Origin of the sequence: Pseudoalteromonas sp. B131b (assembly GCF_037162545.1) — a bacterium.
Lineage (GTDB): Bacteria > Pseudomonadota > Gammaproteobacteria > Enterobacterales > Alteromonadaceae > Pseudoalteromonas > Pseudoalteromonas fuliginea.
On record NZ_JARLUZ010000001.1, the window covers coordinates 36,022 to 61,274 of the forward strand.

Below are 25,253 nucleotides of genomic sequence, written 5' to 3' on the forward strand. Positions count from 1 at the left end.
GCTTCTCTTTATAAATTATCTACATCAATATTATGTTTTTTAATCAGTTTATAAAAGTCTGAACGGTTACGTTTGGCAAACTTAGCGCCTTCAGCTACGTTACCACCAGCCATTTTTAAAGTGTTAATTACATAGTCGCGCTCAAACTCTTTTTTAGCGTCGTTTAGTGATAATGGTTCTACGTTTTTTTCATTACTATTTAGCGCAGCTAACACTAAGTGCTCTGAAATAACATCGCTTGGCGTTAATGCTACAACCTGCTCTACTACGTTTTGCAATTGGCGGATATTACCTGGCCAATCGTAACGTACAAGTGCATGCATAGCATCGCTTGCAAAGTGTTTTTCATTTTGGTTCATGCGCTTAGCAATGCTTGCACTAAAATGTTGTGCTAATAAGCTTATATCTTCGCGGCGTTCACACAGTGGCGGTAATTTTAAATTAACTACGTTTAAACGATAGTATAAATCTTCCCTAAATTGCTGGTTTAAAATAGCTTCAGGAAGATTTTTGTGTGTTGCCGATACAATACGCACATCTATTGCTATCTCTTCTTGAAAACCTACTGGGCGAATTGTTTTTTCTTGTAATACGCGCAGTAACTTAACCTGCAAGTTAAGCGGCATATCGCCTATTTCGTCTAAAAATAACGTGCCACCCTGTGCTTGTTGAAACAAGCCTTGGTGATCTTTAATTGCACCCGTAAACGAGCCTTTTTTATGACCAAATAATTCGGACTCTAAAAGCTCCCCTGGTACAGCGCCACAGTTAATTGCAACAAAAGGGCCACCGCTTACATGACTATGCTGATGAATCGCCTGTGCGAGTAACTCTTTACCAGTACCACTAGCCCCCGAAATAAGTACATTAACTTGCGTTGGCCCAAGTAGTTTTACTTGCTCTAACAAGTGCAGCATTGCACCACTGCGCGTAACTATATTACTTTTAGGTGCAGCTTCATCAGCGTTAACACCGTGAATTTCAATTGCTTTAGCAAGGCTGTCAAATAGCTCATCTTTATCTACAGGTTTAGTTATGAATGCAAAAATGCCCTGCTTAGTTGCCTCTACTGCATCAGGAATTGAGCCATGCGCTGTCATCATAATGACAGGTAATGCTGGGTAGCGGTTTTGCAGCTGACGATGCAGTGCCATACCATCCATTTCATCCATGCGTAAGTCGGTTATTACGGCATCAAACACTTGGCTTTTAAGTATTTGTAGTGCGGTTAAGCCGTTTTCACAGGTTGTCACTTCGTATCCTTTTGATTCAATACGAATAGCGAGCAGTTTTAATAAGCTAGCGTCGTCGTCAACGAGTAATACTTTTGCACTTTGCACTTTAGTTGCTGCCATCGTTACTGCTCCTTCGTTTCTTCTCGTAGTAAAAGTTGCTGCTCAATCGTAGCTAACGATGAGAGGGTTTCTTGCATTTTATTATTAAGTGCTTGCTGCTCTTTTTTAGCATTTATTTGCATAGTTACTTGCTGCTTTTGAAGCCATAAATATTGCTTTATGTCATCAGGCCAAAAGTAAGCAAGATCGAGTTTTAGCAACTTAGTCATTACCGTATTTGGATCATCATTTATGTTTAAGCACATAAATTTAAAAAAGCGTTTAAGCTCGTTTTCACCTGTAAAAACATCTTTGTTAGGTACCAATTTAAATCCGCCACACTGATTAGCGTGCCATGCAATAACTTGCTCTGCAGGAGGATAGCTTGGTTCAATTTTTGGTTTAGGTTTTGGACTAGGGTTACTGTTTTTGTCGTTCGTTTTTTTTGTATCGACCACAGGTGCAGGTGTAATTGACACACGCTCTTTTTGCCCATTATTAATTTCACAACCTGATATAACCATGCTACTAAGCACACATAAAATAGCGATTAAACGCAAGCGCATGTTAATTAACTCCTAGACTTTTTGTTATGGGAATTTTAATTGAAAACCGGCAACCATGTGGCTCGTTATGCTCAACAGTAAGTGTACCTCTTAGCTGTTCAACAGACTCTTTTACAATAGTTAAGCCCAGCCCACTGCCTTGCAGCGTAACATTTTTACTGTGTTTACCTTGATAAAATGCGCTGAAAATTTGAGTTTTTTCTTGCTCTTTAATACCGCACCCTTTATCAAGTACAACGATACAAAGCTGGTTTTGCTCAAGCGCTAAATTAATAGTAACGCTTTGCTTATTATCTGAAAATTTTAAGCCATTTGAAATAAGCTGAATTAAAATCATCTCAATAAGCTCACTAGGTAAAGCAAGCGGTTTGTTAGGTAAAGTGTTTTGCCACTGCAGAGCTTGCTCACGCGCACTTAAGCGATGCTCAAAATGGCTATTAATTTTATTAATAAGAAGACTAAATTCAACTTCGCTTAAGCTGTCTTTACTGGTGCGAATCGCATTATAACTCAGCAGGCTGTCAATCATTGTGCGAAGGCGCACCATAGATTGGCTAATAAGCTCAAGCACTGCTTTTTGCTCAGCGGTAATTGGGCCTACTATTTCATCAGTTAATAAGTCAGTGCCTTCAACCATTGACGCAAGCGGCGTTTTTAGCTCATGGGTAACATGGCGTAAAAAAGTATCTTTTTGCTGCTCAAGCATATGAAGTTGCTCTTGCACCCATTGGAGCTTTTCTCCTAGCTCAACAAGCTCAGCTGAACCTTTCACAGATATTTTTTGCTGCCAATGCCCCTGCCCTAGCTTATCAATAACCGTAGTTAACCCTTTTAGTCGCCCACTTATACGCCATAAAAAACCACCACCAACAATTAAAGTAAGCGGAATAAGTGCCACCAGCCAGTTTATAAATGAAGTTTGTAAGCTTGTAAGCTCATTTTGGTTATTGGTAATTTGCGCTTCGTTTTTATCACGTAACCATAAAGTAAGCTCAGCAACTAAATCGCTCACTGGCACAAATAGCTCAGCTTGTTGTTGTTTTTGCTCAACGAGTTTTACATGCGCGGTTTGTAAGGTGGTATATAAGCGTTGCCATTGGTGAATATACTCTTTATTCGTGTTTACAAATTTGAGTTCATCAATGCTTTGTAGGGATGATTGCCATTTATCGACAATGAGCTTATCAAGCGATTCACTTTTTAATACCCAGTTTTGCCTAGTGGCGCGCTCAAGGCTGTTGAGCTCTTGTTTTAGAGTATTAAACGATTTGGTAACTTGATAGTTGTTACTCACGATACTTTGAGTAACCGCTAATTGCTTGTTAAGCGCATTTAAAAATACAATCACCACTATAGAAAGCGGGAGTAACGAAAGCAGCATACTCATTGCAAATTGCCCAATTAAATTAGGCCGCCAGTTAAGCATTGCTTGGTATTTTTTAGCTATGGTTGCTGGCATTTCGTTTAGTCCTTTTAAGTTAAGCGTTCTATTATTAAGTGCTTACCTTATACACTAGCTGAACCAGCAATTATATTTAATACGATTAACAGCCAGCGCTACAAAAACAATGTGTCGCCAAATAGAGACAACGTAACTCGTTGATTTTAATAAACTCCCTTTCACCCCCACCAAATAATGTTGCAAAAGGCGCACAAAAATTACAATAAACCCAGTAAAAACTTCTCACTGGCTTAAAGCAAAAATAATAACCAATTGAAAAATAACAATAATTATTATTGGCACCATTTTTGTAATAGGAGGAATAACTTTAATCAATAAGGAAATAATTATGAACAAACGCACTTTAGTAATTTCATCATTACTGGCTTTAGGCTTTTTAGGCGCTAATGCACACGCAATGGACGTTCACGCGACTTTTAACGAACTTGATAAAGACAGTAACGGCACATTAAGTGAAGCCGAAGCAGGTGAAGATGCCGTGTTACACGAGAATTTTTCTCAAATTGATACAAATCAAGATGGGCAATTGTCGCTAGATGAATTCAAAAAATTTATTCAATAAACTCATTTAATAAGGAACGTGATTATGAAACAACTTATCGCCGCTTTTTCATTAATGTTTTTAGCAATTAGTGCCACCGTAATTGCATCGCCAACAAATGTGCGTTTTGCCCACCTAGATAAAGACATGGACGGACAAATATCAATTATCGAAGCCAAGCAAGACAAAGAAGTAATGAAGCAATTTACCGATTTAGACGAAAACGATGATGAAGTGATTTCTAAGACAGAGTTTAAAAGCTTTAAGCCTTAACAAGTTAAGTTTTGCTTAAGCTTTTATCTAGTAGAGTGAACTAAAGCATTTGCCATAATCCCTGAGGGAGTGTGTAAAAGGATTTAATGTTGGGATTTAAATTATGGCAAGTGCTTTCCCCGCTTCTACTAAATTGTTTATAACCTAAATAACCTAAATAACCTAAATAACCTGAACTCTGGTTAATAAATCTATCTCAAGCAGCTATTCCCAGCGCTGACTGCGTTGAATTTACTCGTAATAGGCCAGATGTGTTAGCTAACTTCTCAACCAGATTACAGGTTAAATAATCTTTTGGAAGAAATACCATGAAGATACTTTCCTTTGTTACAAGCATCTTAATACTATCAAGCTTTGACGCCCTAGCACTTGATGTTAAGCAACGCTTTTCCCATCTCGATACTAACAAAAATGGTTATTTAACCCATGATGAACTTGAACCTCAACCACAATTATTGAGCACATTTTTGATATGGGATAAAGATCAAGATAACCAAATTTCATTAATCGAATTTAAAAATTATCTAACCAATAACCTCTACTGAGTATTTCCTATGAAAAAAATACGCTATATGGCACTTTTTGCATTCAGCACTTTTTGCACTCTAAGTTTTGCCGCAAGCAATAATATTGTTGAACAATTTAATAAATTTGATAGAAACCAAGATGGCTTTTTAACACGTGGAGAAGCATCAATAGACCCTGCTCTTTGGTCTCGATTTTCAAGCTATGATCAAGATAAAGATGGTAAGCTAACATTAAATGAATACGGTTTATACGCGAGTAAATAATTGTTAACTCTTAAGCTAGGTAGGTATCACTAACTAGCTTTAGTTTACTTCGTCCCCCAACCATCTCATCATATTGGTATTATAAAAATGATTTTGTTAGTGTTGATTCACTAACAATAAAAAAATAATGCCTTATGCTACTCAAAAAACTAATCAAACCACTCATACTAGCCAGCCTTTGCGCAAGTTCTAGCTACACTCTTGCACAAACAAAAGTAATTTATAACGCCAATGGTTACACCCCTTTATACAAAGGCGAAGTACAGCAGTTTTCTACCCTTGTCATTAAAGATGGCAAGGTAGTAAAACTAGGTAGCGATACACTTAAAGATAGCTACCCAGACGCCAAGCTCATTGATGTACAAGGTAGCACCTTATTACCAGGCTTAATTGATGCTCATGGCCATGTTATTGGCCTGGGAGATAACTTATCGCAGCTTGATGTACGTGGTGCAAAATCGGTTGATGAAGTCACAAATAAACTAAAAATATTTGCCAATAACAAACAAGGTTGGATTATAGGGCGAGGTTGGAACCAAGAGCTTTGGGCTGATACCCGCTTCCCAACAGCTAAAGATTTAGACAAAGTAGTTAATGATCGTCCAGTTGTGCTTTCACGTGTAGATAGCCACGCTATTTGGGCAAATTCAAAAGCGCTCGAACTTGCAGGTATTACCGCCCAAACAAAAGCACCTGAAGGCGGTGAAATAATTAAAGACGAATTTGGCAACCCTACCGGCATATTTGTAGATAAAGCAGAATCGCTAATTACCCAGCATATGCCAGAAGCTTCCAAGCAAGATATAAGCGACTCACTAGATGCAGCAGGTAAACATTTATTAAGTTTAGGTATTACCTCTACCCATGATGCTGGCATTGATAAAGCAACGTGGGAAGTTTACAAAGAACGCAGTGAACTAGGAAATTTACCTGTGCGTATTGTGGCCATGTTAAGTGGTGCTAGCCCCGACTTAAACACAATGCTTAAAGCAGGGCGATACCAAGACGCAAACAGTTTCATGTCAATCCGCAGTGTTAAAGTATACGCCGATGGTGCACTTGGATCTCGTGGCGCAGCTCTTATTGAAGATTATGCAGACCGTACAGGCCATCATGGATTAATGCTAGAGACACAAGAAAAACTCGAAGCACTCTTTACGCAAAGCTTTAAGCGCGGTTTTAGCGCTCACACCCATGCTATTGGCGATAAAGCAAATAAAGTGGTACTTGATGCTTATGAGAAGGTGTTTAAAAAACGGGAGGGATATTGCTTCGTAACCGTATAGAACATGCGCAAATTGTAACGCTTGAAGACATTCCTCGCTTTAAAAAGTTAAAGATAATCCCATCAATGCAACCAGTGCATGCTACATCAGATATGCATATGGCAGAGCAACGCTTAACTGAAAAACAACTAAGCGGTGCCTACGCTTGGCAATCTTTTTTACAGCAAGGATCTATTATTGCGGCTGGGTCGGACTACCCTGTAGAACTCGCTAATCCATTCTATGGGTTATATTCAGCCATTACACGCATGGACCACAATCAATTACCTAAAAATGGTTGGCGTGCAAGTGAAGTATTAAGTAGAGAAGATGCATTACGTGCATTTACTTTAGGCGGTGCGTATGCCGCACATCAAGAGTTTAAAATTGGTAGCTTAGAACAAGGTAAATGGGCTGACTTTATTTTAATAGACAAAGATTACTTTAAAATACCTGTTGATGAGATTTATGAAACGAATGTGTTGCAAACATGGATAGCAGGAATAAAACGGTACGAAAAAGAAAAAATATTATCGATAAATAAAACCTATAAAGGGTTAACGCAAGTTAACCCTTTATAGTTACAGCGTAGTATTTTAGCTTTTAGGCGCTTCAACTTTTGGCTGACGATATATTTTTATAATGTGATATAAATTTACGAGCGACAATAAGCCGTTGGTAAAAATCACAGGTACTGCACCAATGGCAACACCATATGCAGTAAATACAATACAACCAAACATGTTGTACCAGCGTAGTTTTACTACATCAGTCATTGTTAACGATGCAACCAATAAAGCTGACGCAATATAACCTAAATATTCCCAACTCAATTGTTCTCTCCCAGCCTTTAGGTTAGCATTACACTACTGCTAGCTTATGACATTTATAAGTATTGCAAAGTAACAACAAAATAAAAAAGCTAACTTGCTTAAAAAACCTGAAAAAGTTTGCCGGAAAATACCAGCAACTTCTTAAATCATTACACGGGAAATGAAGGTAAAATAATACTCTTAGCAAAGCTAATAGTATTAGTAGCAAGTTAGCGTAAATTCTTAGTGTCTTAATGCTATCGTCATTAAGATGTAATAAATAGGACAAATGTCCGAAGAGCACATTGATGTTTCAATACCATTTTTCTAGTTACCTTGTTGATCAGCTTTTAACCTTTGCCGGTAGTAGCTATCAACAATCAAAAAAAGAAGTTCTGATCCATCAAGATCAGCCTTTAAGCAAGCTTGTGCTTGTACGCAGTGGCACTGTGTCGTTTAGTTACGATGTAGGAAATGGACGACGCCTGCTGTTAGGACAATTGGATTGTAACAACACCCTTATTGGTGAAATAGAAGCGCTAAATAATAATCCGTGTATTTATACGGTCACGTGTTTTAGTGATGTAACCTATAACCTTATTGAATTAAGGCATTGGCGCGCGCTGCTGCTTGAAAAACCAGAACTGAGTTTATACACAGCGCAGACTATAGCGGCTAAATTTCAAGAAAATCAAAAAATCAATCTAGATAAGCTATTACTACCGCTAAGCTACAACATAGCTAAAGATTGTTTACTAAGAGCCGAAAACAACAACCCTACACTGCTTAGAGCCTATCCTACGGTAAATGCAGAAGCCGAACGTTTTGCAACAACTGAGAGAGCTTACAGGCGGGTTGTTACAGAACTTGTAGAAAAAGGCTTAGTGCTTAGAAGTAACGATGGTTTGCAAGCGGTTGATATACCAAAACTAAGTGAATACGTAGACAGCTTTGCTCAGCTTTAAGGTTTTTGATTAATTGGCTTGGCTAGTTAAATAATTAGTAAAACGTTATCCATAAAAAGGTTATTTAAGGCCTTACAACATTCAGTTAAAAATTTGATATGAGTTGCGATTATCAGATTTTTAATATGACAATGTTAGAATGTGCGTGCTTGTACAGCAAATAATCCCCAATTCGCTTAATTAAGAGACCTATTTTGAGATAAGAAAATACTGTCGATAACTGGCCTATTGCAAGTAAATTCAACGCAGTTAGCGCTAAAAATTGCTGCTCGGGATGGATTTATTATCCAGAGTTCAGGTTATTTAAATATTTCAAAAAATTGCTCCAATGTATACCTTAAACAGCATTGCAATTAAATCGTGTTTTAATAGTCAACATTAATACCAATCCGTATAAACCTTTAAATAATCTAAACGGACTGGTATTACTTACTTTAGCTAAACATGTCTTTCACATCGTCAAGCATATCGTTGTATTCATCACTCGAGAACAGATCCATGGAAGGGATAACCCCTTTTTCTATATACACTTGTAAAGCAGCTGACTTATCAGAAACCTGGAGTGTTCCCTCTAAAATAGCGCCAATACGAATGAAATCGACATAACTTATTTGTTCTAACTTATAACTCGGATCAGCCCAACTTAAAGCGACATTAGAAAATTCTTCAGGAAACTCCCAAGCACGCATGATAGAAGAACCAATTTTCCCACTAAGCTTTTGAATTGCATGAGCTAAAAAGCTCGGGTTAGCAAATACTTCAGGATGACGCTCAGCTTCAGTTAAAATAGGTAACACACCAATGTTATAAACCAATGCAGCTAGAGTGATTGAATCGCGATTTAATGAAGTATGTTTATTATTTTTTAAGTAAAACTCCATGAGTGTTATCGAATGACTCGCAACCGTTAATGTTTTTTGCCAAGCTTTGCCCATGTAGCCTTTAATTATCTCGTTATTAGATACAAATAATTGCTCCATAGCCATTGCTGTTGCAATATTTTTAATTTGACGAAGTCCAATACGTGTCACTGCTTGTTGTAAATTGGATACTTTTACAGAGCGCCCCATAATCGCACTATTAGCTACTTTTATCATACGAGCAGAAAGCGCGGGGTCTTGTGATATCACATCTGCCATTTGCATCAAATTGACATCAGAGTTATCAGCAGCTTGGCGAACCTTTACAGCAACTTCAGGTAATGTAGGTAAAACGAGTGTATCGTTATTTATTCTATCGACTAAAATTGTTAATAATGCATTTTCTGTAGACATAGATCTTTCATCCTTTTGTTCTTCGATTGCAATGCAACTGCAAACTTCGACAATTAATTTTTGTAATTTTCATAGTACAATTAGTATTGTCTAACTTACCGTTAAAGTTAAGAAAATTATAGAAGTTTATTCCTTATTCTATGTCTTTTATCGCAAGGGCTTGTCTTACAACGCCTAACACTTGCTATTTACCATTTAGTTTTGCTTTAATGCAGTCACTATAAGCAAACGTTTATATGTATTTAGCTACTTAGCTGGTGCATAAAAATTATTAAACTTACTTTTCAAACAGGCAACATAATGATCTTAAATAAAATTAGCCAAGCAATTATGCTCTCTGGTGTCGTTTTTCTTAGTGCATGTTCTGAACAAGCGCCGTCTTCTACCGACAACACAGCCGTAGAGCTTGCTCAAAAAAGCAGTGCACAATCAGGTCCTAAGCTTATTAATGCAGATAAACAACGTTTAGATATTTACACCGACTTTAGTCTGCAAAGTGATTTATCACACCTGAGCGACAACCAACGAGCGATGGTAGCAAAGCTTATTGACGCTTCAAAAGTAATGGATGAGTTATTTTGGAAACAAGCATTTGGTGATAATAAAGATGCTTTTTTAGCAAAGCTAAGTGACGAAAAAGTACGTCAATTTGCCGATATAAACTATGGCCCATGGGATCGTTTAAATGGCGATAAAGCATTTTTATCCAGCTATAAAGAAAAGCCACTTGGTGCACAGTTTTACCCTGCTGACATAACCAAAGAAGAATTAAATAATGCAGACGTAAAAGACAAAACAGGGCTTTATTCTGTAATTAAGCGTGACGAGCAAGGTAAGCTTTATAGCGTACCCTACTCAAAAGAATACGCTGCAGAACTTGCAAAAGCAGCTGATCTTTTGCGCGAAGCCAGTAAGCTCGCCGATGACAAAGAATTTGCTAGTTACTTAAACCTACGCGCTGATGCTCTGCAAAAAGATGACTTCCAAGTCTCTGACTTTGCATGGATGGACATGAAAAATAACCCTATTGATGTGGTTATTGGTCCTATAGAAACTTATGAAGATCAGTTATTTGGTTACCGCGCTGCTTATGAATCTTACGTACTTATTAAAGATTTAAAATGGAGTGAACGCCTAGCTAAATTTGCAGCATTTTTACCTGAGCTTCAAAAAGACTTACCCGTTGATGCTAAGTACAAACAAGAAGTACCAGGCTCTGACGCCGACCTAAATGCATATGATGTTGTTTACTACGCTGGGCATTCAAATGCAGGCAGTAAAACAATAGCAATTAACTTACCAAACGATGAGCAAGTACAGCTAGAAAAAGGAACTCGTCGTCTGCAACTTAAAAACGCAATGCGTGCTAAATTTGATAAAATTTTAGTGCCAATTTCAGAGCAGTTAATTGTACCAGAGCAGCGTAAACACATTACTTTTGATGCATTTTTTGCCAATACGATGTTCCATGAAGTGGCTCACGGTTTAGGTATTAAAAATACAATCACAGGTAAAGGTACTGTTCGTCAATCACTACAAGAACACGCAAGTGCACTTGAAGAAGGTAAAGCCGATATTTTAGGTCTATACATGATTGAACAGTTACTTAAAAAAGGCGAAATTACTGAAGGCACTATTGAAGATTATTACACGACCTTCATGGCAGGTATATTCCGCTCAGTTCGTTTTGGAGCATCAAGCGCGCATGGTAAAGCAAATATGATCCGCTTTAACTTTTTTGCTCAAGAAGGTGCTTTTTCTAAAAATGAAGAAGGCTTATACCGCGTTAATATGGAAAAAATGAGCATTGCAATGGCCAAGCTTTCTCGCTTAATTTTAACCTTACAAGGTGATGGCGATTATGAAAAAGTAGATCAACTAATTGCAACGCATGGCGACATTAAAGAAGAACTTGCTAAAGACTTAGAAAAACTAAGTAAAGCTAATATCCCTGTAGATGTAACATTTAAGCAAGGTAGGGAAGTACTAGGGCTTAAATAAGTTTAGTTAAACTTAGTTAAACCCTAAAAAAGCGTTGCAGCTTAAAACTGCAGCGCTTTTTTTAACTCTGTGATTTGTAGATCTGTATAAGGCACTGCTGGGTGTTTACCCCATATTGGCGCAGGCCATGCAGCATCACTCGTAAAACGCGCAATATGATGAATATGTAATTGCGGCACCATATTACCTAAAGCCGCTATGTTTAATTTATCCGGGCTAAATACATCCATTAATAATTTACTTAGCTTGGCTGACTCTTTTAAATAAACAATTTGATCATTCTCAGATAAATCAATTATCTCTTTTAAGTTGGCTTGCCTAGGTACTAATACAAACCACGGATACAAGCTGTCGTTCAATAAAAGTACTTTACACAACGGCCAATCGGCAAGTTCTATACAGTCGCGTTTAAGCTCTGGCGCTAATTTAAATTCAGGGTTAGTCATTGTTATGTCCTACTTTGTCTTTAATAATTGCCACTTTATAGCATTTAGTTGCAGTTGCACACGCTTGGCTTTACCATTCAAAGCAATATTTATAAAAGCGAAGGCAACCTTGTGCTAAAAAAATAAAACATCTTTCACTGGCCCTGCCATTAATGGTTGGCACCCTTGCTGTTCAAGCAAAACCTTTATCGCTGGAGCGTATTTTTGACGATCCAAGCTTGTCGGGTAAGTCGCCTGTGCAACTTAAATTTTCGCCTGACGGCAGCCGTGTAACTTACCTACAAGGCAAAAGCGATGACTACAACCGCTACGATTTATGGGAATACAACCTAAAAGATAACACCAATCGTGTGCTAGTTGATTCGGCAAAGTTATTTTCAGGCCCAGAAAATCTATCAGATGAAGAAAAAGCACGCCGCGAACGCCAACGTATTTTTGGTAAAGGCATACTTGAATACAAATGGTCTAAAGATGGCAAAGCACTTTTATTCCCACTTAACGGCGACCTTTATTATTACGATTTAGCCTCTGCTAAAAGTAAAAAACTAACCGACACTGAAACATTTGAAACCGATGCACGCTTTTCACCTAAAGGTAACTACGTATCGTTTATTCGAGAGCAAAACCTATTCGCTTTAGAGCTTGAATCAGGTAAAGAAATTCAGCTTAGTAAAGATGGCGGCGGCGTAATTAAAAACGGCATGGCCGAATTTGTAGCTCAAGAAGAAATGAGCCGCATGACAGGTTACTGGTGGTCAGGTGATGAAACTAAAATTGCCTATACCCGCGTTGACGAAACCCCAGTAAAAGAAGCTATCCGTAACGAAATTTACGCTGATGAAGTTAAATTATTTAACCAACGCTACCCGTTTACAGGCACCGATAACGTAAAAATTCAACTCGGTGTGGTTAAACTAAATGATCAAAAAGTAGATTGGATTGATTTAGGTAAAGATGAAGACATTTATATCGCGCGTGCTAAATGGCTAAAAGACGGTAATACACTTTCTTACCAATGGCAAAATCGCTCGCAACATAAATTAGAGCTGCGTTTTTACAACAGCGAAACTAAAGCCCAAAAAGTAGCGCTGACCGAAAACAGTGAAACGTGGATTAACCTACATTTTGATCTTGCGTTTTTAAAAGACAAAAAACACTTTGTATGGGCATCTGAACGCGACGGTTTTAAACACTTATATCTGTATCGCACAAACGGTCAACTTGTTCGTCAAATTACCTCTGGTGATTGGGCTGTTGATAGTTTAAAAGGCATTGATGAGAAAAAAGGCATTGTGTATTTTGCTGGTCGAAAAGATACACCGCTTGAAAGCCATTTATACAGCGCGCCTTTATTTAAAAAAGGCGATGCCAAACGTATTACCGAAAAAGGTCAGTACCATAATGTTGTGCTAGCAAAAGACAATAAAACCTTTATCGATAATAGCTCGTCTGATAATAAACCAAACTCAGCAGCACTTCGTAAAGTAAACGGCGAATTCATTACCTGGCTTGAAGAAAATAAGCTAGATAGTAGCCACCCCCTTACTCCTTATTTAAGCGACTTAACAAAACCAGAATACGGCACAATTAAAGCCGATGATGGTCAAGTTATGCATTACCGTTTATTTAAGCCTAGCAACATTACTGATGGCAAAAAGCACCCTGTTATTGTTAACGTATACGGCGGCCCGCATGCTCAACGAGTTACGAATAGCTGGCGCAGTAAAAACTTGTACTTTCAGTACATGGCGCAACAAGGTTATGTCATTTTTCAACTAGATAACCGTGGTTCGTACAACCGTGGTAAAAAGTTTGAAGATGCTATTTATAAAAACTTAGGTGTGGTTGAGGTTGCCGATCAAATTAAAGGCGTAGAGTTTTTACGTACCCTTGATTACGTAGACCCACAACGCATTGGTGTTTATGGCCATAGCTACGGCGGCTACATGGCACTTATGACTATGTTTAAAGCGGGCGATTACTTTCAAGCCGGCGTATCAGGTGCACCAGTAACCGATTGGGCTCTATACGATACACATTACACAGAGCGTTATTTAGGTCACCCCGATACAAATGCTAAAGGCTACAAAGGCAGCGCTGTATTTCCATATGCAGATGGCTTAAAAGGCCCATTAATGATTTATCATGGTATGGCTGACGACAACGTATTGTTTACGCATTCCACTAAATTATTTAAACAGCTTCAAGATAACGAAAAACAGTTTGAAATGATGACCTACCCTGGCTCTAAACACAGCCTACGTGGGAAACAAGTGCAAACACACTTACATCAAACCATAACAAACTTCTTTAATCGTCATTTTGATGTTAAATAGATGAGTTAATATTAAAGGTAGACTAAAGGCTGATTGAAAAATCAGCCTTTTTTTGTTTTATTAGCGGCTAAGCCTAGATTAAATACACTTTTTAGCTACGCTTATTCTAAGCTCTTAATAGTGCAAACTCATAAAGGATAAATGTATGCTTAATCTTCGTCGTTTTAGTATTTTCCAGCGTTTTGCCATTTTAGTAGGTATTGTTATTTTTGGCTTAATTGTATTGAGTATTTCGAGCTTAACTCACCAATACAATGCCCTTAAGAACGAACAATACCTTAAAACACAAAATGTAGTAGAAACCGCGTATAGCATAATCGATCACTTTTATGAGCTTGAACAAAATAAAGCGCTTACGCAAAAACAAGCTCAATCCCAAGCGATACAAACTATTCGTGCACTTAGATACGATGAAACTAATTATTTTTGGATTAATAACTACCAACCAGAAATGGTAATGCACCCCATAAAACCAGCACTTGAAGGCAAAAGCCTAAGCAATAATAAAGATCCCGACGGGAAAGCATTATTTGTTGATATGGTAAATATAGTGAAAAAAGATGGCGAGGGTTTTATACCTTATAAATGGCCAAAACCAGGTAAAGATAAACCCGTTGAAAAAATTGCATTTGTTAAAGGATTTAATCAGTGGCAATGGATTGTTGGCTCTGGTGTTTACCTTGATTCAATTGATACCGCATTTTCAGAACAACGAAACCTAATTATTCTCTATGCTGTTGTAATGATATTAGCCATTATTTTACTTAGCTATTTTATTGGCAAAAGTATTCTTATCCCAACACGTCTTGCAGCCGATATGATGAAAGATATTTCTCAAGGCGAAGGCGATTTAACGCGCACTTTAAATGAAGAAGGCAACGATGAGATTTCTGAGCTTTCTAAATCATTTAATTCCTTTATATCAAAAATGCGTGAATCACTTACTAATGTTTCACAAAGTGTACGAGACGTTAATGAGCACGTTCATACTGTTGACGAATCAAGTAAAACAAGTCGATCGTTCATCGAATTACAAAACGACAGCTCTACTCAAGTTGCCGCCGCAATGGAGCAAATGACTCACCAAATACATGATGTAAGCCGTAATGCGGAAGCCGCAGAAGAGGCTGCTAATGATGCAGCTAAAAATGCATCTACTGGTAAAAATGTTGTAGCTAAAACAATCACTGCCATAGAAACCCTTTCTAGCAATATAGAAACAGTGAGCCGTGTAACGGAAGATCTAGCTAACGAAAGCCATAATATAGGTTCTGTACTCGATGTTATTAGAAGTATTTCGGAGCAGACCAACTTACTTGCACTTAACGCTGCAATTGAGGCCGCTCGAGCAGGTGAGCACGGCCGAGGCTTTGCCGTTGTTGCCGACGAAGTGCGCACACTAGCGAGTCGTACGGGGAAAAGTACTGATGAAATTCAATCAATGATCACCAAGCTGCAAGAAGGTACTAAAGCAGCTGTTGAAGCCGTAAAAGCGAGCCAAACACTTTCCGTATCAACGGTTGATCAAGCATCATCTGCCAACACGTCACTTAACGAAATTGAAAGACTTGTATCAGTAATAACTGAAATGAACAGTCAAATAGCGCGTGCTACTGAACAGCAAACATCTGCAGCCGATGAAGTTAATTTACGTATTAATGACCTATCACATTCAACTGAACAGTCGTTAAGCAATACAAAACAACTTACCGATGCTAGTGATAAACTAAAACAAAGCAGCTCGGAGTTATCCAATGTTGTTAATCGCTTTAAGCTATAGTTTAAATATTGAACTCAGAATAAAAATCAGCCTCGAGTCACATTTTAAATAGTGTAAATTAAAAGCCCCAAATTATGGTTCATAATTTGGGGCTTTTATTTATATATTGAGACCTGCTTATCTTTCCAGATTAAATTTTCAGCTGTATGTTTGGTAATTAAGTAAAGCAGTGCCTATTTATGGTATCTGGTTATTCTTCATAAATGACAAACATACTCTACCCTTTGGCCTCATCCTACGTTACATATATAAGTAACGCAGGAGCAACTACCTAGCCCACTAGGTTAAAAATTTCGAGTCGTGATCAAACCGCCATTGGGTATAACAAATTTTAATCCACAAAGGTCAACAGGCCTTAAATTTTATAAACAGTAACGAGCAAACAAGCTAGTTACTGATGCCGCAGTTGGCTTACCGTGCTGCCAATCACCACCTTCAACGCCACTACCCGCAATATCCATATGTACGTAAGGTAAAGGCTGTGTAGAGTCGTTACCGTGCTTATCTAGCCCACCAACAATAGCCATAAATGCCATTGGGAACTGATGCCCACGCGCAGTAACGGCAGATGCTGCGTTATTGCTAGATAAAACATCGTCAGCTAGCGTACGTGGTTTAATAAAGTCGTAGTCTTCACGTCGTGAACGCGATACTTCAGCGCCATCGGCCCACAAATCTCCAAGGTCAGCGATTTGACGTGAAACACCAGCACTACGAGCTGGACCATTTTCAACATACGCACCGTATGGACCCATTGCGCGAGCTGCATGACCCGTTAATGTAGCTACAGTAAATAACGTTGGATTAACCTCAGTTTTAGCTAAATCTTTCATTTCGCTAAGCAGGTCGCCCATTGCTAAACGCCCTTCTGCATCGGTATTACCAATACGTACACGAACACCTTCACGGCTAGTAATAATTTCATCTGGCACAAAACAATCTGAGCCAATAGAGTTACGAACAACAGCTAAGTACGATACCACTTTAACGCCTTTAGGCTGATAATCAGCAACGGCTTTCATAAAGCCCGCAACAGATGCTGCGCCGCCTTTATCACGGCTCATGCCTGCCATATGGCCGCCTACTTTTAAATCGGCTCCACCTGTATCGTATACAAGGCCTTTACCAACAAACATTAGGGTACGAGTAATTTCACCCTCTGGTACATATTCAAGCTTAACAACACGTGGGTGATGGCGCTCAACTGCATACGATGCGCGAGCAACCGTGCTTAACATTGGGTAATTTTTATCAATAGCTGCAATATCATCGATTACATCAACCGCAATGTTTGAGCCTTTAAATAAATCAACACAGTAATCTGCAAAGCGCGGTGGAGCCATACGTTCAGGTTCAGTACCGCATAAATCACGCGCAGCATATTGACCAGCAGCAATTGCATTAACGGCTTTAATTGTTTGCTCGCTAGCACCAACTAAACCAATACTTGCTATCGGTTCAATACCTTCACCATGAAACTCACGCGCTTCTAATGGCTGCCATAATGCTTGGCAAGCACCTAAATAAGCAACTTCCAGCGCATGTTGGTAACGGCTATCGCCATTTAAATTTGGTAAAAATAATGCTGGGTTGATACAACCCGATGCCTTCGCTTCGTTGATTGCAAGTTTAGCTGCATCAAAATAACGGCGCACATCATCATAATCTCTGTTTAGTGGGCCGGTTGGCGCAAGTACTACACGCTTATTTTCAATCACTAATAAAATAACTTGCTTACCAATGCGAGAATCTACTTTTGATTGTGCTAAAACAGCATCACGTAGCGAATTATTTGGTAATTGAGAAAAGTCATCACTAATAATGATTAATGCATCATGTGATGTGGATTCAAGGCTAGCACTTACTGGCTGAGCCAATACGGCTTTTGGATATGCCATAAATAAAGGTCCTGTTAAAAAACATAAGCCCCTATTATCGTCGATTTGAATATTGAAGACCAGCAAGCTGCGATAAGTGTTTAGTTTAATCCACTTTTTAGTGGCAACTTGCAATTACAGGCTTTACAGCTTAATCGAGAATACTAAGTTGGAAGTTTTGATCAGGTTGATTTTTAATACCCACCCCAATACCTAAAAGCCTGACCGGTTGCTGCACACCTCGCTGGAAAGCTTTAGTAAGTAGTTGTGTAAAAACCTCAGTATTTAATTGGTGATAAGCCTGATCCGCAGAGGTTACTATAAAATTCGCAAATTTAACCTTAACGCTCAGTTTATTAATCCGATTTTGTAATTGTTGTTTTTCCAAGCGCACCTTTAACTCATCTAACAACGTAGGCAACTGTTCTAGGCATTCTTGTAAGCTGGTTTTGTTATACTCATAGGTATGCTCAACACTTAGCGACTTTCTAATACGATTAGTAGATACCTTACCGACATACTCACCTGCACATTTTTGGTAAAGCGATACGCCAAAATTACCTACATGCTGTTGCATCCAATTTACGCCTTTTTCGCGTACATCTTTACCTGTATATAATCCTTTTAAATTGAGTTTTTCGAGCGTTACTTTACCGACACCCGGAATTTTACCCAGAGGTAACTGTGCTAAAAAATCATCCACCTCATCAGGTAATACAACAAACTGACCGTTAGGCTTGTTTTCATCACTCGCTATTTTGGCAATAAATTTAATAGGAGCAATACCAGCGGATGCAGTAAGCCCTGTAGCATTATAAATATCAGCTCTTATTTGCTGCGCAATAAGCGTAGCACTGCCTTTACAAACGCTACTATCAGTTACATCAAGGTATGCTTCGTCAAGAGAGAGTGGTTCAATTAAGTTGGTGTAACGATTAAATACTTCACGTATTTGATTTGAAGCTTCTTTATAAACAGCCATGCGCCCAGGTACAATAACTAAATCAGGGCATAATTGTTTTGCATGATAATTAGACATAGCTGAGCGCACGCCATACTCTCTGGCAATGTAGTTGGCTGTAGAAAGTACACCTCTACGACTATTGCCACCAATAGCAAGCGGCACATTGGCCAGCTTAGGATTATCGCGCATCTCAACTGCCGCATAAAAGCAGTCCATATCTATATGAATAAACTTTTTCATCACCATTACAACACTGTTTATTTATACAGCCATTATTGTTTAATCATTATTAATAAGCAAGCTCCTAAACTCTTATTAATCGATTTATTATGGTGGGTTCAAGTTTAGTAAACTCGTCATACATAAAAACAGCGCACTAATTACCTTGAGGTCATATCGTCATATTGATAATCTAGTGCTTTAAAATAAAGAGTTAAAGTGCATGCAAACGTTTAAAGATCAGCACCCTATTCATACTGACATTACTGTAGCGTGGGCCGATATGGATGCCCTTCAACACGTAAACAATGTGGTTTACCTGCGTTACTTTGAAATAGCCAGAATCGACTTTTTAAATAAAATAAACTTATTTGATACAATTAGCCCAAGCGGCATTGGCCCTGTTATAAGCGAAAATAATATTCGTTATAAGCGCCCTGTTACTTTTCCAGATACCCTTACTGTAGGCGTCACTATTTCTGACATTAAAACAGACCGATTTATGATGAATTATACAGTATTTAGTCACGCACAAAATGCCATAACCACAACCGGTAATTCGAAAGTGGTTATGTTTGATTTTGAAACAGGTCAAAAAGCCCCTATTTCAGAGCCTCTTTTATCGGCTTTAATTAGCTACGCTCAAGACGAGCAATAAGGAAATTTTATGCAATACAGTCCACTAGGAAGCAGTGGTGTTAATGTTTCAAGAGTATGTTTAGGTAGCATGACCTGGGGAATGCAAAATACCCAAAATGATGCTGATGAACAAATAGCCTACGCACTTGCTCAAGGCGTAAACTTTATTGATACAGCCGAAATGTACGCAGTTCCTCCATCACCCGATACCTATGGTAAAACTGAGCAAATTATTGGTAACTGGCTCTCTCGTAACCAACAAAAGCGCGATAAAATTGTACTTGCAACCAAAATTGCTGGTAACGGCTTAGCATGGGTTCGCGATGGCGGTAATATTACTCGCCAAACTGTTATAGAGGCGGTTGATGAATCACTAAAACGCTTACAAACTGACTACATAGATTTATACCAATTACATTGGCCAAACCGCTCTACCCCACACTTTGGTAGACAATGGCCAGGTATGCTTAAATTTACCGACGTAAACACACAAGAACATCAAGCTGGCATGCTGGATATTTTAGAAGGTTTAAACGATTGTGTTAAAGCAGGTAAAATCAAGCACTGTGGTTTATCTGACGACACACCTTGGGGAATAAGCCAATTTTTAAACCTGTCAAAAGAGCATAATTTGCCGCGCATAGTATCTATTCAAAACGAGTTTAGCTTAGCGCATACCAAAGATTGGCCGTATCTAATAGAGCAATGTGTTCACGAAGATATTGCCTACTTACCTTGGTCGCCTTTAGCGGCAGGTTTATTAACGGGTAAATACTTAAATGGTGCTCGGCCAGAAGGCTCTCGCTGGACCTTTATGCAACGTAACGGTATTTTTAGAGATACACCAAACGCAGAGCAAGCGACTAGACAATATGTTGAACTTGCGCATGATCACAATATTTCCCCTGCTCAACTAGCTCTTGCATGGTGTAATCAAGTAAACGGTGTAACGTCTTCAATTATTGGCGCAACAAATATGGCGCAATTAAAAGAAGATATTGATGCATTTGATATCACGCTAAGTGACGACGTACTTACAAGTATCGATGTTATTTTTAGAAACAATCCAATGCCCTATTAATACAAACCTAAACAGGTAACTAAATCACGTTTAATTACCTGTTTAATTGTCCAGTTAACTTACACTCCATTGCTGCTCAAGTAAGCATTGCTCATTAGCGTAAAGCCTTACTGTGAACACACTTTCGGCAATCACTTCACCTACGCCTGACGGCGTACCTGTCATAACCACATCACCATCTTCTAGGCTCATAAATTCACTAATTTCGTGTAAAATTGAGTCAGGGTTATGCAGCATAAAATGAGTATCGCCTTGCTGAATTACTTCATTATTAATTTTAAGTTCAAATGTAAAATGCTTCATCGCATCGGTTAGCTCTACAAAATCACTTAAAATAACCGAGCCATTAAATGCTTTAGCGCGCTCCCAAGGTAGCCCTTTATTTTTTAATTTACTTTGCACGGTACGCTTAGTTAAATCAAGGCCGAGTCCAACACCTGCAAATCTTTTATTTTTAATTACAAAACATAACTCGGTTTCGTAATGCAGCGTATCGCCGTTATGAGCTGCAAATAGCGTATTAGTAATCGCGCTATTTGGTTTGTTAAATAACACCATTTGATCTGGCGTTTCGTTGTTTAGCTCTGCAATGTGTGCGGTGTAGTTACGGCCAACACACACTATTTTTGTTGGCGTTAATTCTTCGGATACTAACTTTATTGAATGCATATGAGTAACGTCTCTGTTATGAGCTTATAAGCGTTTCTAACAAGCTCAAATTAATAGGTTTAAGTAAAACTCGGTCAATATTTAAATCTTTTATTTCTCTAGGATTAGGCTCTTCACCACTTACAATTACCAAGCGTAGCTCTGGGTAACGCTCGTTAATTTTCTGGCCTAAATCAATGCCACGCCCATCAGGTAAGTGCATATCTAACAATACTTTATTAAATTGCTGATCGTGATTGAGTATTTGTAAACATTGCGCGCAACTCGATGCAATCACGGTCTCTACACCTAAACTTTCTAAGAGTAGTTGCGTAATTTGCGCAGCATCGTGGTCATCTTCAACAAGTAAAAAACGCTGTTTTTTCTCGGTTAAACTTTTACTACTATTTATATTTTTAGGTTGTGGTGCGCTTTCAGGCGCCACTAAGTAATCTTGTAAACACTGGTACAAAACTGCACTGTCAACCGGTTTGGGGATTACATCGTTAAAACCAAGGGCTGCCAATTCCTCTCGAATGCCTTTCATCGTTGCCGCTGTAAGCGCAATTATTGGGCCTTTATAGCCCATTTTTCTAAGCTCTATAGTCGCTTCCTTGCCACCCATTACAGGCATATGAATATCAATAAAAATAATATCATATGGAGCTTTGTAAGCATCCGCAATACGCACTTTTTCCAGCGCTTGTTGCCCATGCTCCGCATAATCAACCCTTGCACCACAAGTACTAATCATGTGGCCAACCAACATGCGTAAATCGCGTAAATCATCTACCACTAATACACGTCCATGCACCTTACAAGGTGCTGATTTACTTTGTAATTGTGGGGCACTGCTAAAATTAAGTACCTGTCGTTCTACTTCACTAATATCGCCCGGATACACAGAAATAGTAAATGTAGAGCCTTTGCCAATTTCGGAGTCTAAACTAATGCTTCCTTGCATACGCGCTAATAACTCAGCGCATATTGCCAAACCAAGACCAGCACCACCAACAGAGCGCGATTCTACATCGGCAATTTGCTCAAACGGTTTAAAAATCAGTTCTTGTTTTTCAGGGGCAATGCCCATACCTGAGTCTTTAATGCTAAAAAATAGCATTTCGCGCTCATCAACCCACTGTGTCCACGCATTAACAACTATTTCGCCTTTATCGGTAAATTTAACCGCATTATTTATCAAATTTATTAAAATTTGACGCACCCTTGTTGCATCTAGTTGTGCAACCAAAGGTAATGGCTGATTTGATTCAAAGCGAAGCGTAAGGCCTTTATCGAGCACAGACACACGCATTAATGTGTATACATCAGCAAGCATGCTATCGAGGTTAACTTCACTTAAGGTCAGCTCTAGCTTATCGGCTGCTATTTTAGATAAATCGAGTACATCGTTTAACAAGCTCAATAAGTGCTTACCGTTTCGATAAATAACACCTAGCTCATTTTCTGCTTGCTGACTAAAGTCGCTCTGCATTAGGAGTTCGGTGTACCCTAAAATGGACGATAGAGGGGTACGTAATTCGTGGCTCAAATGAGCTAAAAAGCGATCTTTTGAGCGATTTTCGGCTTCGGCTTTTAAACGCTCTACTCGCTCGCCTTCAACATCTTTACGAGCAAGTGCATAACGAATAGCGCGTGCAAAACGGCTCGAGCTCATTTCTGTTTTTATTAAGTAATCTACTGCACCAGCATCAAGCGCCGCTGAATCTAATTCGTCGTTTGACTGCCCAGTAAGCATAATAATTGGGCCGCTAAAGCCATTCGCAATGGCTTCTTTTAATACATCTAATCCATTAGATGCACCTAGGCGGTAATCAAGCAGGCAAATGTCATGCTCATTTTTACTAAGCGTTTCAATTGCCTGCTCTGGGGAGCTAATCCATTGAATGTTAAACGTGTGTGAATCCAATTGGTCTAAATAGTCGCAGGTGAGTATGTAATCATCTTCATCATCTTCTACAAGCAGCAACTGAGTCACTTTATCTAACATAAAATCTCCTTTAATCGTTAAAAGTTGTCGGCAGCTCTACAAACTCTACCCAATACTTTCCTAGCGTTTTCATTAGCTCAACCAAGCCATCAAACGTCACGGGTTTGGTTATATACGATGCAGCGCCTAAGTTGTAACCTTTAACCATGTCCTCTTCTTGTTTAGACGTAGTTAAAATAACAACCGGAATACCTTTCAAGTTGGGATTTGATTTAATGGCCTCAAGTGCCTCACGTCCATCCATTCTTGGCATATTTAAATCAAGCAATATAAGTCCTGGTCGTGGCGACACAGCTTTATCTTCAAATTTACCTCTGCGCTCTAAATATTCAAGTAGCTCAACACCATCTTCAACAAAGTGAAGCTCGTTAAGTACACGACTTTCAGCAAGGGCATCTTGTGTTAGCAAACGATCATCTTCATCATCATCAGCCATTAAAATAGTAATCGGTTTTACTTTTGAATAGGGCATTTAAGCCTCTCCTTGCAATGTGAAAAGCGCAGCTTCCACAGGTAGTTTTATAACGAAGGTAGCACCTTCACCGTCTTTACTTTGGGCTGTAATTGTTCCACCGTGACGCTCTACAATACGCCGACATACAGAAAGACCAATACCTGTCCCTTTGTATTGTGAACGACCATGTAAACGCTGAAATGGAACAAATATCTTGTCGGCATAGTCTTGTGAAAAACCAATGCCATTATCTTTTATAGTAATAACTTGGAAACTTAAATGCGTATTATGATCAGCACTAAAAATATCCTCATGCACATAACTAATCTTTATGTGTGGGCTTACATCCGGATGCCTAAATTTAACCGCATTCGACAATAGATTTAAAAATAGTTGCTGCATTTGGCTTTTATCAGCCTGAATAACCGGCAAGTCTTCTACATCTACTCGTGCATTAGACTCTTTTATCGCAATTTCTAAATCACTTAATATATCGCTTACCACTTCGTTTAAATTTGTATCAGCGAAGTCTTTACCGCGCGTTGTAATGCGTGAAAACTCTAATAGATCGTTAATTAAGTTAGACATGCGTTGCGCCGCATTTTTCATACGGCCAATATAATCCATCCCTTTTTCACCCAGTTCATCTTTAAACATGGTTTCGAGGCGGTCGCTAAAGGCTTGAATTTTTCGAAGCGGCTCTTGTAAATCATGACTTGCCACAAAAGCAAACTCTTCAAGTTCCCGGTTACTTCGGCTTAACTCATCAGAATACAGGGTTAACTCTTGCGTACGCTCAGACACTTTACCTGCTAATGTTTCATTTTGATTTTCAAGTTCTAGCCTATATTGCGCCGCGTTTCTTAAATTAAGTCTGGTCATAATAAACATACCAATAATAAGCAAAGCACTTGTTATGGCTGTAATGGCAAAGGTAATTTTTGCCTCATTTTTTATTTTTGCTAATTTCGAAAAGTGACTCACCTTAAAGAGTAATTCACGGTCTTGAATTTCATTAATATGTTCACGAATTTGCTTATATAGGTCTCTACCGCTATGTGTGTTAACTATATTTAACGCACGTCGTTCTTTATCATCTAATGCAAGATTAACTGTTTTCTTTAATTCACGTATTTTACGCTCAACAAGCAGTAACAACTCAGCAATTCGCTCAGCTTGACCATCAATTTCAGAACGAAGTGACTTTACATGATTAGTTTGTGCTTCTAACTGCCCAATAGCATCATAATACGGTGTTAAATAATCATCTTCTTCTGTTAATAAATAGCCACGCTGCCCAGACTCAGCTTGCACTATTGACAAATGCAGTTGCTCAATTGCCGTCGTTAGCATGCTAGTGTTGTCTAAACTCTTTTGGGTTTGCGTTAACCCCTGAATAGTATTTAACGCCAAAAAAGCATTACCCACAATAATACTTAGTACTACGACTATAAAAGCGGCCCATGTAACATTCGCTTTACCTTGCTGTTTTTGCTTGCTCATAGATGTTTAAATGC

Annotated in this window: 22 protein-coding genes and 1 pseudogene; 11 read left to right on the forward strand and 12 right to left on the reverse strand. The window is 38.7% G+C overall.

From position 1 onward, the window contains the following. Positions 1–8 precede the first annotated feature (8 nt). The 3 genes from P4S65_RS00190 to P4S65_RS00200 are packed head-to-tail and all read right to left on the reverse strand — an operon-like array spanning position 9 to position 3,359. The gene (locus tag P4S65_RS00190; RefSeq protein ID WP_096793636.1) at positions 9–1,355 is read right to left on the reverse strand and encodes a sigma 54-interacting transcriptional regulator; all 1,347 of its coding nucleotides are present in this window, start codon (positions 1,353–1,355) and stop codon (positions 9–11) included. 2 nt (positions 1,356–1,357) lie between these two features. After that, entirely contained in the window at positions 1,358–1,900 is a 543-nt protein-coding gene (locus P4S65_RS00195; RefSeq protein ID WP_337119331.1) for a hypothetical protein, read from the reverse strand. A gap of 1 nt (position 1,901) precedes the next feature. Further along, positions 1,902–3,359, reverse strand: coding sequence for a sensor histidine kinase (locus P4S65_RS00200; RefSeq protein ID WP_096793637.1), 1,458 nt, complete (start codon positions 3,357–3,359; stop codon positions 1,902–1,904). A 331-nt stretch (positions 3,360–3,690) separates the two neighbouring features. Here P4S65_RS00200 and P4S65_RS00205 point away from each other — a divergent pair, with 331 nt between their 5' ends. The 5 genes and pseudogenes from P4S65_RS00205 (at position 3,691) to P4S65_RS00225 (ending at position 6,813) form a co-directional block, all read left to right on the forward strand. After that, complete coding sequence (locus P4S65_RS00205; RefSeq protein WP_033031627.1) at positions 3,691–3,924, forward strand: EF-hand domain-containing protein; 234 nt, start codon at positions 3,691–3,693, stop codon at positions 3,922–3,924. 24 nt (positions 3,925–3,948) lie between these two features. Next, positions 3,949–4,176, forward strand: coding sequence for a hypothetical protein (locus P4S65_RS00210; RefSeq protein WP_007377022.1), 228 nt, complete (start codon positions 3,949–3,951; stop codon positions 4,174–4,176). Between the two features lie 308 nt (positions 4,177–4,484). Beyond that, positions 4,485–4,721, forward strand: a complete 237-nt coding sequence (locus P4S65_RS00215; protein WP_337119332.1) for an EF-hand domain-containing protein — start codon at positions 4,485–4,487, stop codon at positions 4,719–4,721. Positions 4,722–4,730: 9 nt separating this feature from the next. Continuing rightward, positions 4,731–4,967 carry a calcium-binding protein gene (locus tag P4S65_RS00220; protein ID WP_007377023.1) on the forward strand — a complete coding sequence of 79 codons (237 nt, stop codon included), beginning with the start codon at positions 4,731–4,733 and terminating at the stop codon, positions 4,965–4,967. Positions 4,968–5,101: 134 nt separating this feature from the next. After that, a pseudogene (locus P4S65_RS00225) lies at positions 5,102–6,813 on the forward strand (amidohydrolase). A gap of 15 nt (positions 6,814–6,828) precedes the next feature. Here P4S65_RS00225 and P4S65_RS00230 read toward each other — a convergent pair. Next, complete coding sequence (locus tag P4S65_RS00230) at positions 6,829–7,065, reverse strand: YgjV family protein (RefSeq protein WP_007377025.1); 237 nt, start codon at positions 7,063–7,065, stop codon at positions 6,829–6,831. Positions 7,066–7,352: 287 nt separating this feature from the next. Between P4S65_RS00230 and P4S65_RS00235 the strand changes: the two genes are divergently transcribed. Next, positions 7,353–8,009, forward strand: a complete 657-nt coding sequence (locus P4S65_RS00235) for a Crp/Fnr family transcriptional regulator (RefSeq protein WP_002962665.1) — start codon at positions 7,353–7,355, stop codon at positions 8,007–8,009. 434 nt (positions 8,010–8,443) lie between these two features. Here P4S65_RS00235 and P4S65_RS00240 read toward each other — a convergent pair whose 3' ends face one another. Continuing rightward, positions 8,444–9,283: an HDOD domain-containing protein gene (locus P4S65_RS00240; protein ID WP_007377026.1), complete on the reverse strand. Its 840-nt coding sequence runs from the start codon at positions 9,281–9,283 to the stop codon at positions 8,444–8,446. Between the two features lie 300 nt (positions 9,284–9,583). Between P4S65_RS00240 and P4S65_RS00245 the strand changes: the two genes are divergently transcribed. Then, the gene (locus P4S65_RS00245; protein ID WP_337119333.1) at positions 9,584–11,284 is read left to right on the forward strand and encodes a dipeptidyl-peptidase 3 family protein; all 1,701 of its coding nucleotides are present in this window, start codon (positions 9,584–9,586) and stop codon (positions 11,282–11,284) included. 41 nt (positions 11,285–11,325) lie between these two features. Here P4S65_RS00245 and P4S65_RS00250 read toward each other — a convergent pair whose 3' ends face one another. Continuing rightward, positions 11,326–11,730 carry an HIT family protein gene (locus P4S65_RS00250; protein WP_337119334.1) on the reverse strand — a complete coding sequence of 135 codons (405 nt, stop codon included), beginning with the start codon at positions 11,728–11,730 and terminating at the stop codon, positions 11,326–11,328. 152 nt (positions 11,731–11,882) lie between these two features. On the opposite strand from P4S65_RS00250, the gene P4S65_RS00255 reads away from it, so the two are divergent. Together P4S65_RS00255 and P4S65_RS00260 are read left to right on the forward strand one after the other, a co-directional pair. Next, positions 11,883–14,066, forward strand: coding sequence for a S9 family peptidase (locus P4S65_RS00255; RefSeq protein WP_337119336.1), 2,184 nt, complete (start codon positions 11,883–11,885; stop codon positions 14,064–14,066). Between the two features lie 145 nt (positions 14,067–14,211). Beyond that, complete coding sequence (locus P4S65_RS00260) at positions 14,212–15,846, forward strand: methyl-accepting chemotaxis protein (protein WP_337119337.1); 1,635 nt, start codon at positions 14,212–14,214, stop codon at positions 15,844–15,846. 362 nt (positions 15,847–16,208) lie between these two features. On the opposite strand, the gene P4S65_RS00265 is transcribed toward P4S65_RS00260, so the two are convergent. Continuing rightward, on the reverse strand, positions 16,209–17,744 hold the full coding sequence (locus P4S65_RS00265) for a M17 family metallopeptidase (protein ID WP_337119338.1): 1,536 nt from the start codon (positions 17,742–17,744) through the stop codon (positions 16,209–16,211). A 130-nt stretch (positions 17,745–17,874) separates the two neighbouring features. After that, positions 17,875–18,927, reverse strand: coding sequence for a DNA polymerase IV (gene dinB / locus P4S65_RS00270; protein ID WP_033016120.1), 1,053 nt, complete (start codon positions 18,925–18,927; stop codon positions 17,875–17,877). 202 nt (positions 18,928–19,129) lie between these two features. On the opposite strand from dinB, the gene P4S65_RS00275 reads away from it, so the two are divergent. Both P4S65_RS00275 and P4S65_RS00280 read left to right on the forward strand, forming a co-directional pair. Further along, positions 19,130–19,564 (forward strand): acyl-CoA thioesterase, encoded by a 435-nt coding sequence (locus P4S65_RS00275; protein ID WP_008137540.1) that lies wholly within the window; start codon positions 19,130–19,132, stop codon positions 19,562–19,564. Between the two features lie 9 nt (positions 19,565–19,573). Next, positions 19,574–20,626 carry an aldo/keto reductase gene (locus tag P4S65_RS00280; RefSeq protein WP_337119339.1) on the forward strand — a complete coding sequence of 351 codons (1,053 nt, stop codon included), beginning with the start codon at positions 19,574–19,576 and terminating at the stop codon, positions 20,624–20,626. 54 nt (positions 20,627–20,680) lie between these two features. On the opposite strand, the gene P4S65_RS00285 is transcribed toward P4S65_RS00280, so the two are convergent. From P4S65_RS00285 to P4S65_RS00300, 4 genes are read right to left on the reverse strand one after another with little or no spacing between them, the layout of a single operon-like run. Further along, positions 20,681–21,295: a fumarylacetoacetate hydrolase family protein gene (locus P4S65_RS00285; RefSeq protein WP_337119340.1), complete on the reverse strand. Its 615-nt coding sequence runs from the start codon at positions 21,293–21,295 to the stop codon at positions 20,681–20,683. Positions 21,296–21,311: 16 nt separating this feature from the next. Further along, a complete protein-coding gene (locus P4S65_RS00290) occupies positions 21,312–23,282 on the reverse strand; it encodes a response regulator (protein WP_337119341.1) in 1,971 nt (656 codons plus the stop codon). Between the two features lie 10 nt (positions 23,283–23,292). Beyond that, positions 23,293–23,754, reverse strand: coding sequence for a response regulator (locus tag P4S65_RS00295; RefSeq protein ID WP_007377037.1), 462 nt, complete (start codon positions 23,752–23,754; stop codon positions 23,293–23,295). Continuing rightward, positions 23,755–25,239 (reverse strand): sensor histidine kinase, encoded by a 1,485-nt coding sequence (locus P4S65_RS00300; RefSeq protein WP_008137547.1) that lies wholly within the window; start codon positions 25,237–25,239, stop codon positions 23,755–23,757. Between the last annotated feature and the right edge of the window lie 14 nt (positions 25,240–25,253).

Excerpts from the sequence above, each read along its gene's own strand:
- P4S65_RS00290 (WP_337119341.1), bottom strand. The coding sequence starts at position 23,282 with ATGTTAGATAAAGTGACTCAGTTGCTGCTTGTAGAAGATGATGAAGAT.
- P4S65_RS00245 (WP_337119333.1), top strand. The coding sequence starts at position 9,584 with ATGATCTTAAATAAAATTAGCCAAGCAATTATGCTCTCTGGTGTCGTT.
- P4S65_RS00240 (WP_007377026.1), bottom strand. The coding sequence starts at position 9,283 with ATGTCTACAGAAAATGCATTATTAACAATTTTAGTCGATAGAATAAAT.
- P4S65_RS00205 (WP_033031627.1), top strand. The coding sequence starts at position 3,691 with ATGAACAAACGCACTTTAGTAATTTCATCATTACTGGCTTTAGGCTTT.
- P4S65_RS00300 (WP_008137547.1), bottom strand. The coding sequence starts at position 25,239 with ATGAGCAAGCAAAAACAGCAAGGTAAAGCGAATGTTACATGGGCCGCT.
- P4S65_RS00260 (WP_337119337.1), top strand. The coding sequence starts at position 14,212 with ATGCTTAATCTTCGTCGTTTTAGTATTTTCCAGCGTTTTGCCATTTTA.
- P4S65_RS00255 (WP_337119336.1), top strand. The coding sequence starts at position 11,883 with ATGGTTGGCACCCTTGCTGTTCAAGCAAAACCTTTATCGCTGGAGCGT.
- P4S65_RS00195 (WP_337119331.1), bottom strand. The coding sequence starts at position 1,900 with ATGCGCTTGCGTTTAATCGCTATTTTATGTGTGCTTAGTAGCATGGTT.
- P4S65_RS00295 (WP_007377037.1), bottom strand. The coding sequence starts at position 23,754 with ATGCCCTATTCAAAAGTAAAACCGATTACTATTTTAATGGCTGATGAT.
- P4S65_RS00250 (WP_337119334.1), bottom strand. The coding sequence starts at position 11,730 with ATGACTAACCCTGAATTTAAATTAGCGCCAGAGCTTAAACGCGACTGT.
- P4S65_RS00190 (WP_096793636.1), bottom strand. The coding sequence starts at position 1,355 with ATGGCAGCAACTAAAGTGCAAAGTGCAAAAGTATTACTCGTTGACGAC.
- dinB (WP_033016120.1), bottom strand. The coding sequence starts at position 18,927 with ATGAAAAAGTTTATTCATATAGATATGGACTGCTTTTATGCGGCAGTT.
- P4S65_RS00280 (WP_337119339.1), top strand. The coding sequence starts at position 19,574 with ATGCAATACAGTCCACTAGGAAGCAGTGGTGTTAATGTTTCAAGAGTA.
- P4S65_RS00265 (WP_337119338.1), bottom strand. The coding sequence starts at position 17,744 with ATGGCATATCCAAAAGCCGTATTGGCTCAGCCAGTAAGTGCTAGCCTT.
- P4S65_RS00215 (WP_337119332.1), top strand. The coding sequence starts at position 4,485 with ATGAAGATACTTTCCTTTGTTACAAGCATCTTAATACTATCAAGCTTT.
- P4S65_RS00235 (WP_002962665.1), top strand. The coding sequence starts at position 7,353 with ATGTTTCAATACCATTTTTCTAGTTACCTTGTTGATCAGCTTTTAACC.
- P4S65_RS00220 (WP_007377023.1), top strand. The coding sequence starts at position 4,731 with ATGAAAAAAATACGCTATATGGCACTTTTTGCATTCAGCACTTTTTGC.
- P4S65_RS00200 (WP_096793637.1), bottom strand. The coding sequence starts at position 3,359 with ATGCCAGCAACCATAGCTAAAAAATACCAAGCAATGCTTAACTGGCGG.
- P4S65_RS00210 (WP_007377022.1), top strand. The coding sequence starts at position 3,949 with ATGAAACAACTTATCGCCGCTTTTTCATTAATGTTTTTAGCAATTAGT.
- P4S65_RS00275 (WP_008137540.1), top strand. The coding sequence starts at position 19,130 with ATGCAAACGTTTAAAGATCAGCACCCTATTCATACTGACATTACTGTA.
- P4S65_RS00285 (WP_337119340.1), bottom strand. The coding sequence starts at position 21,295 with ATGCATTCAATAAAGTTAGTATCCGAAGAATTAACGCCAACAAAAATA.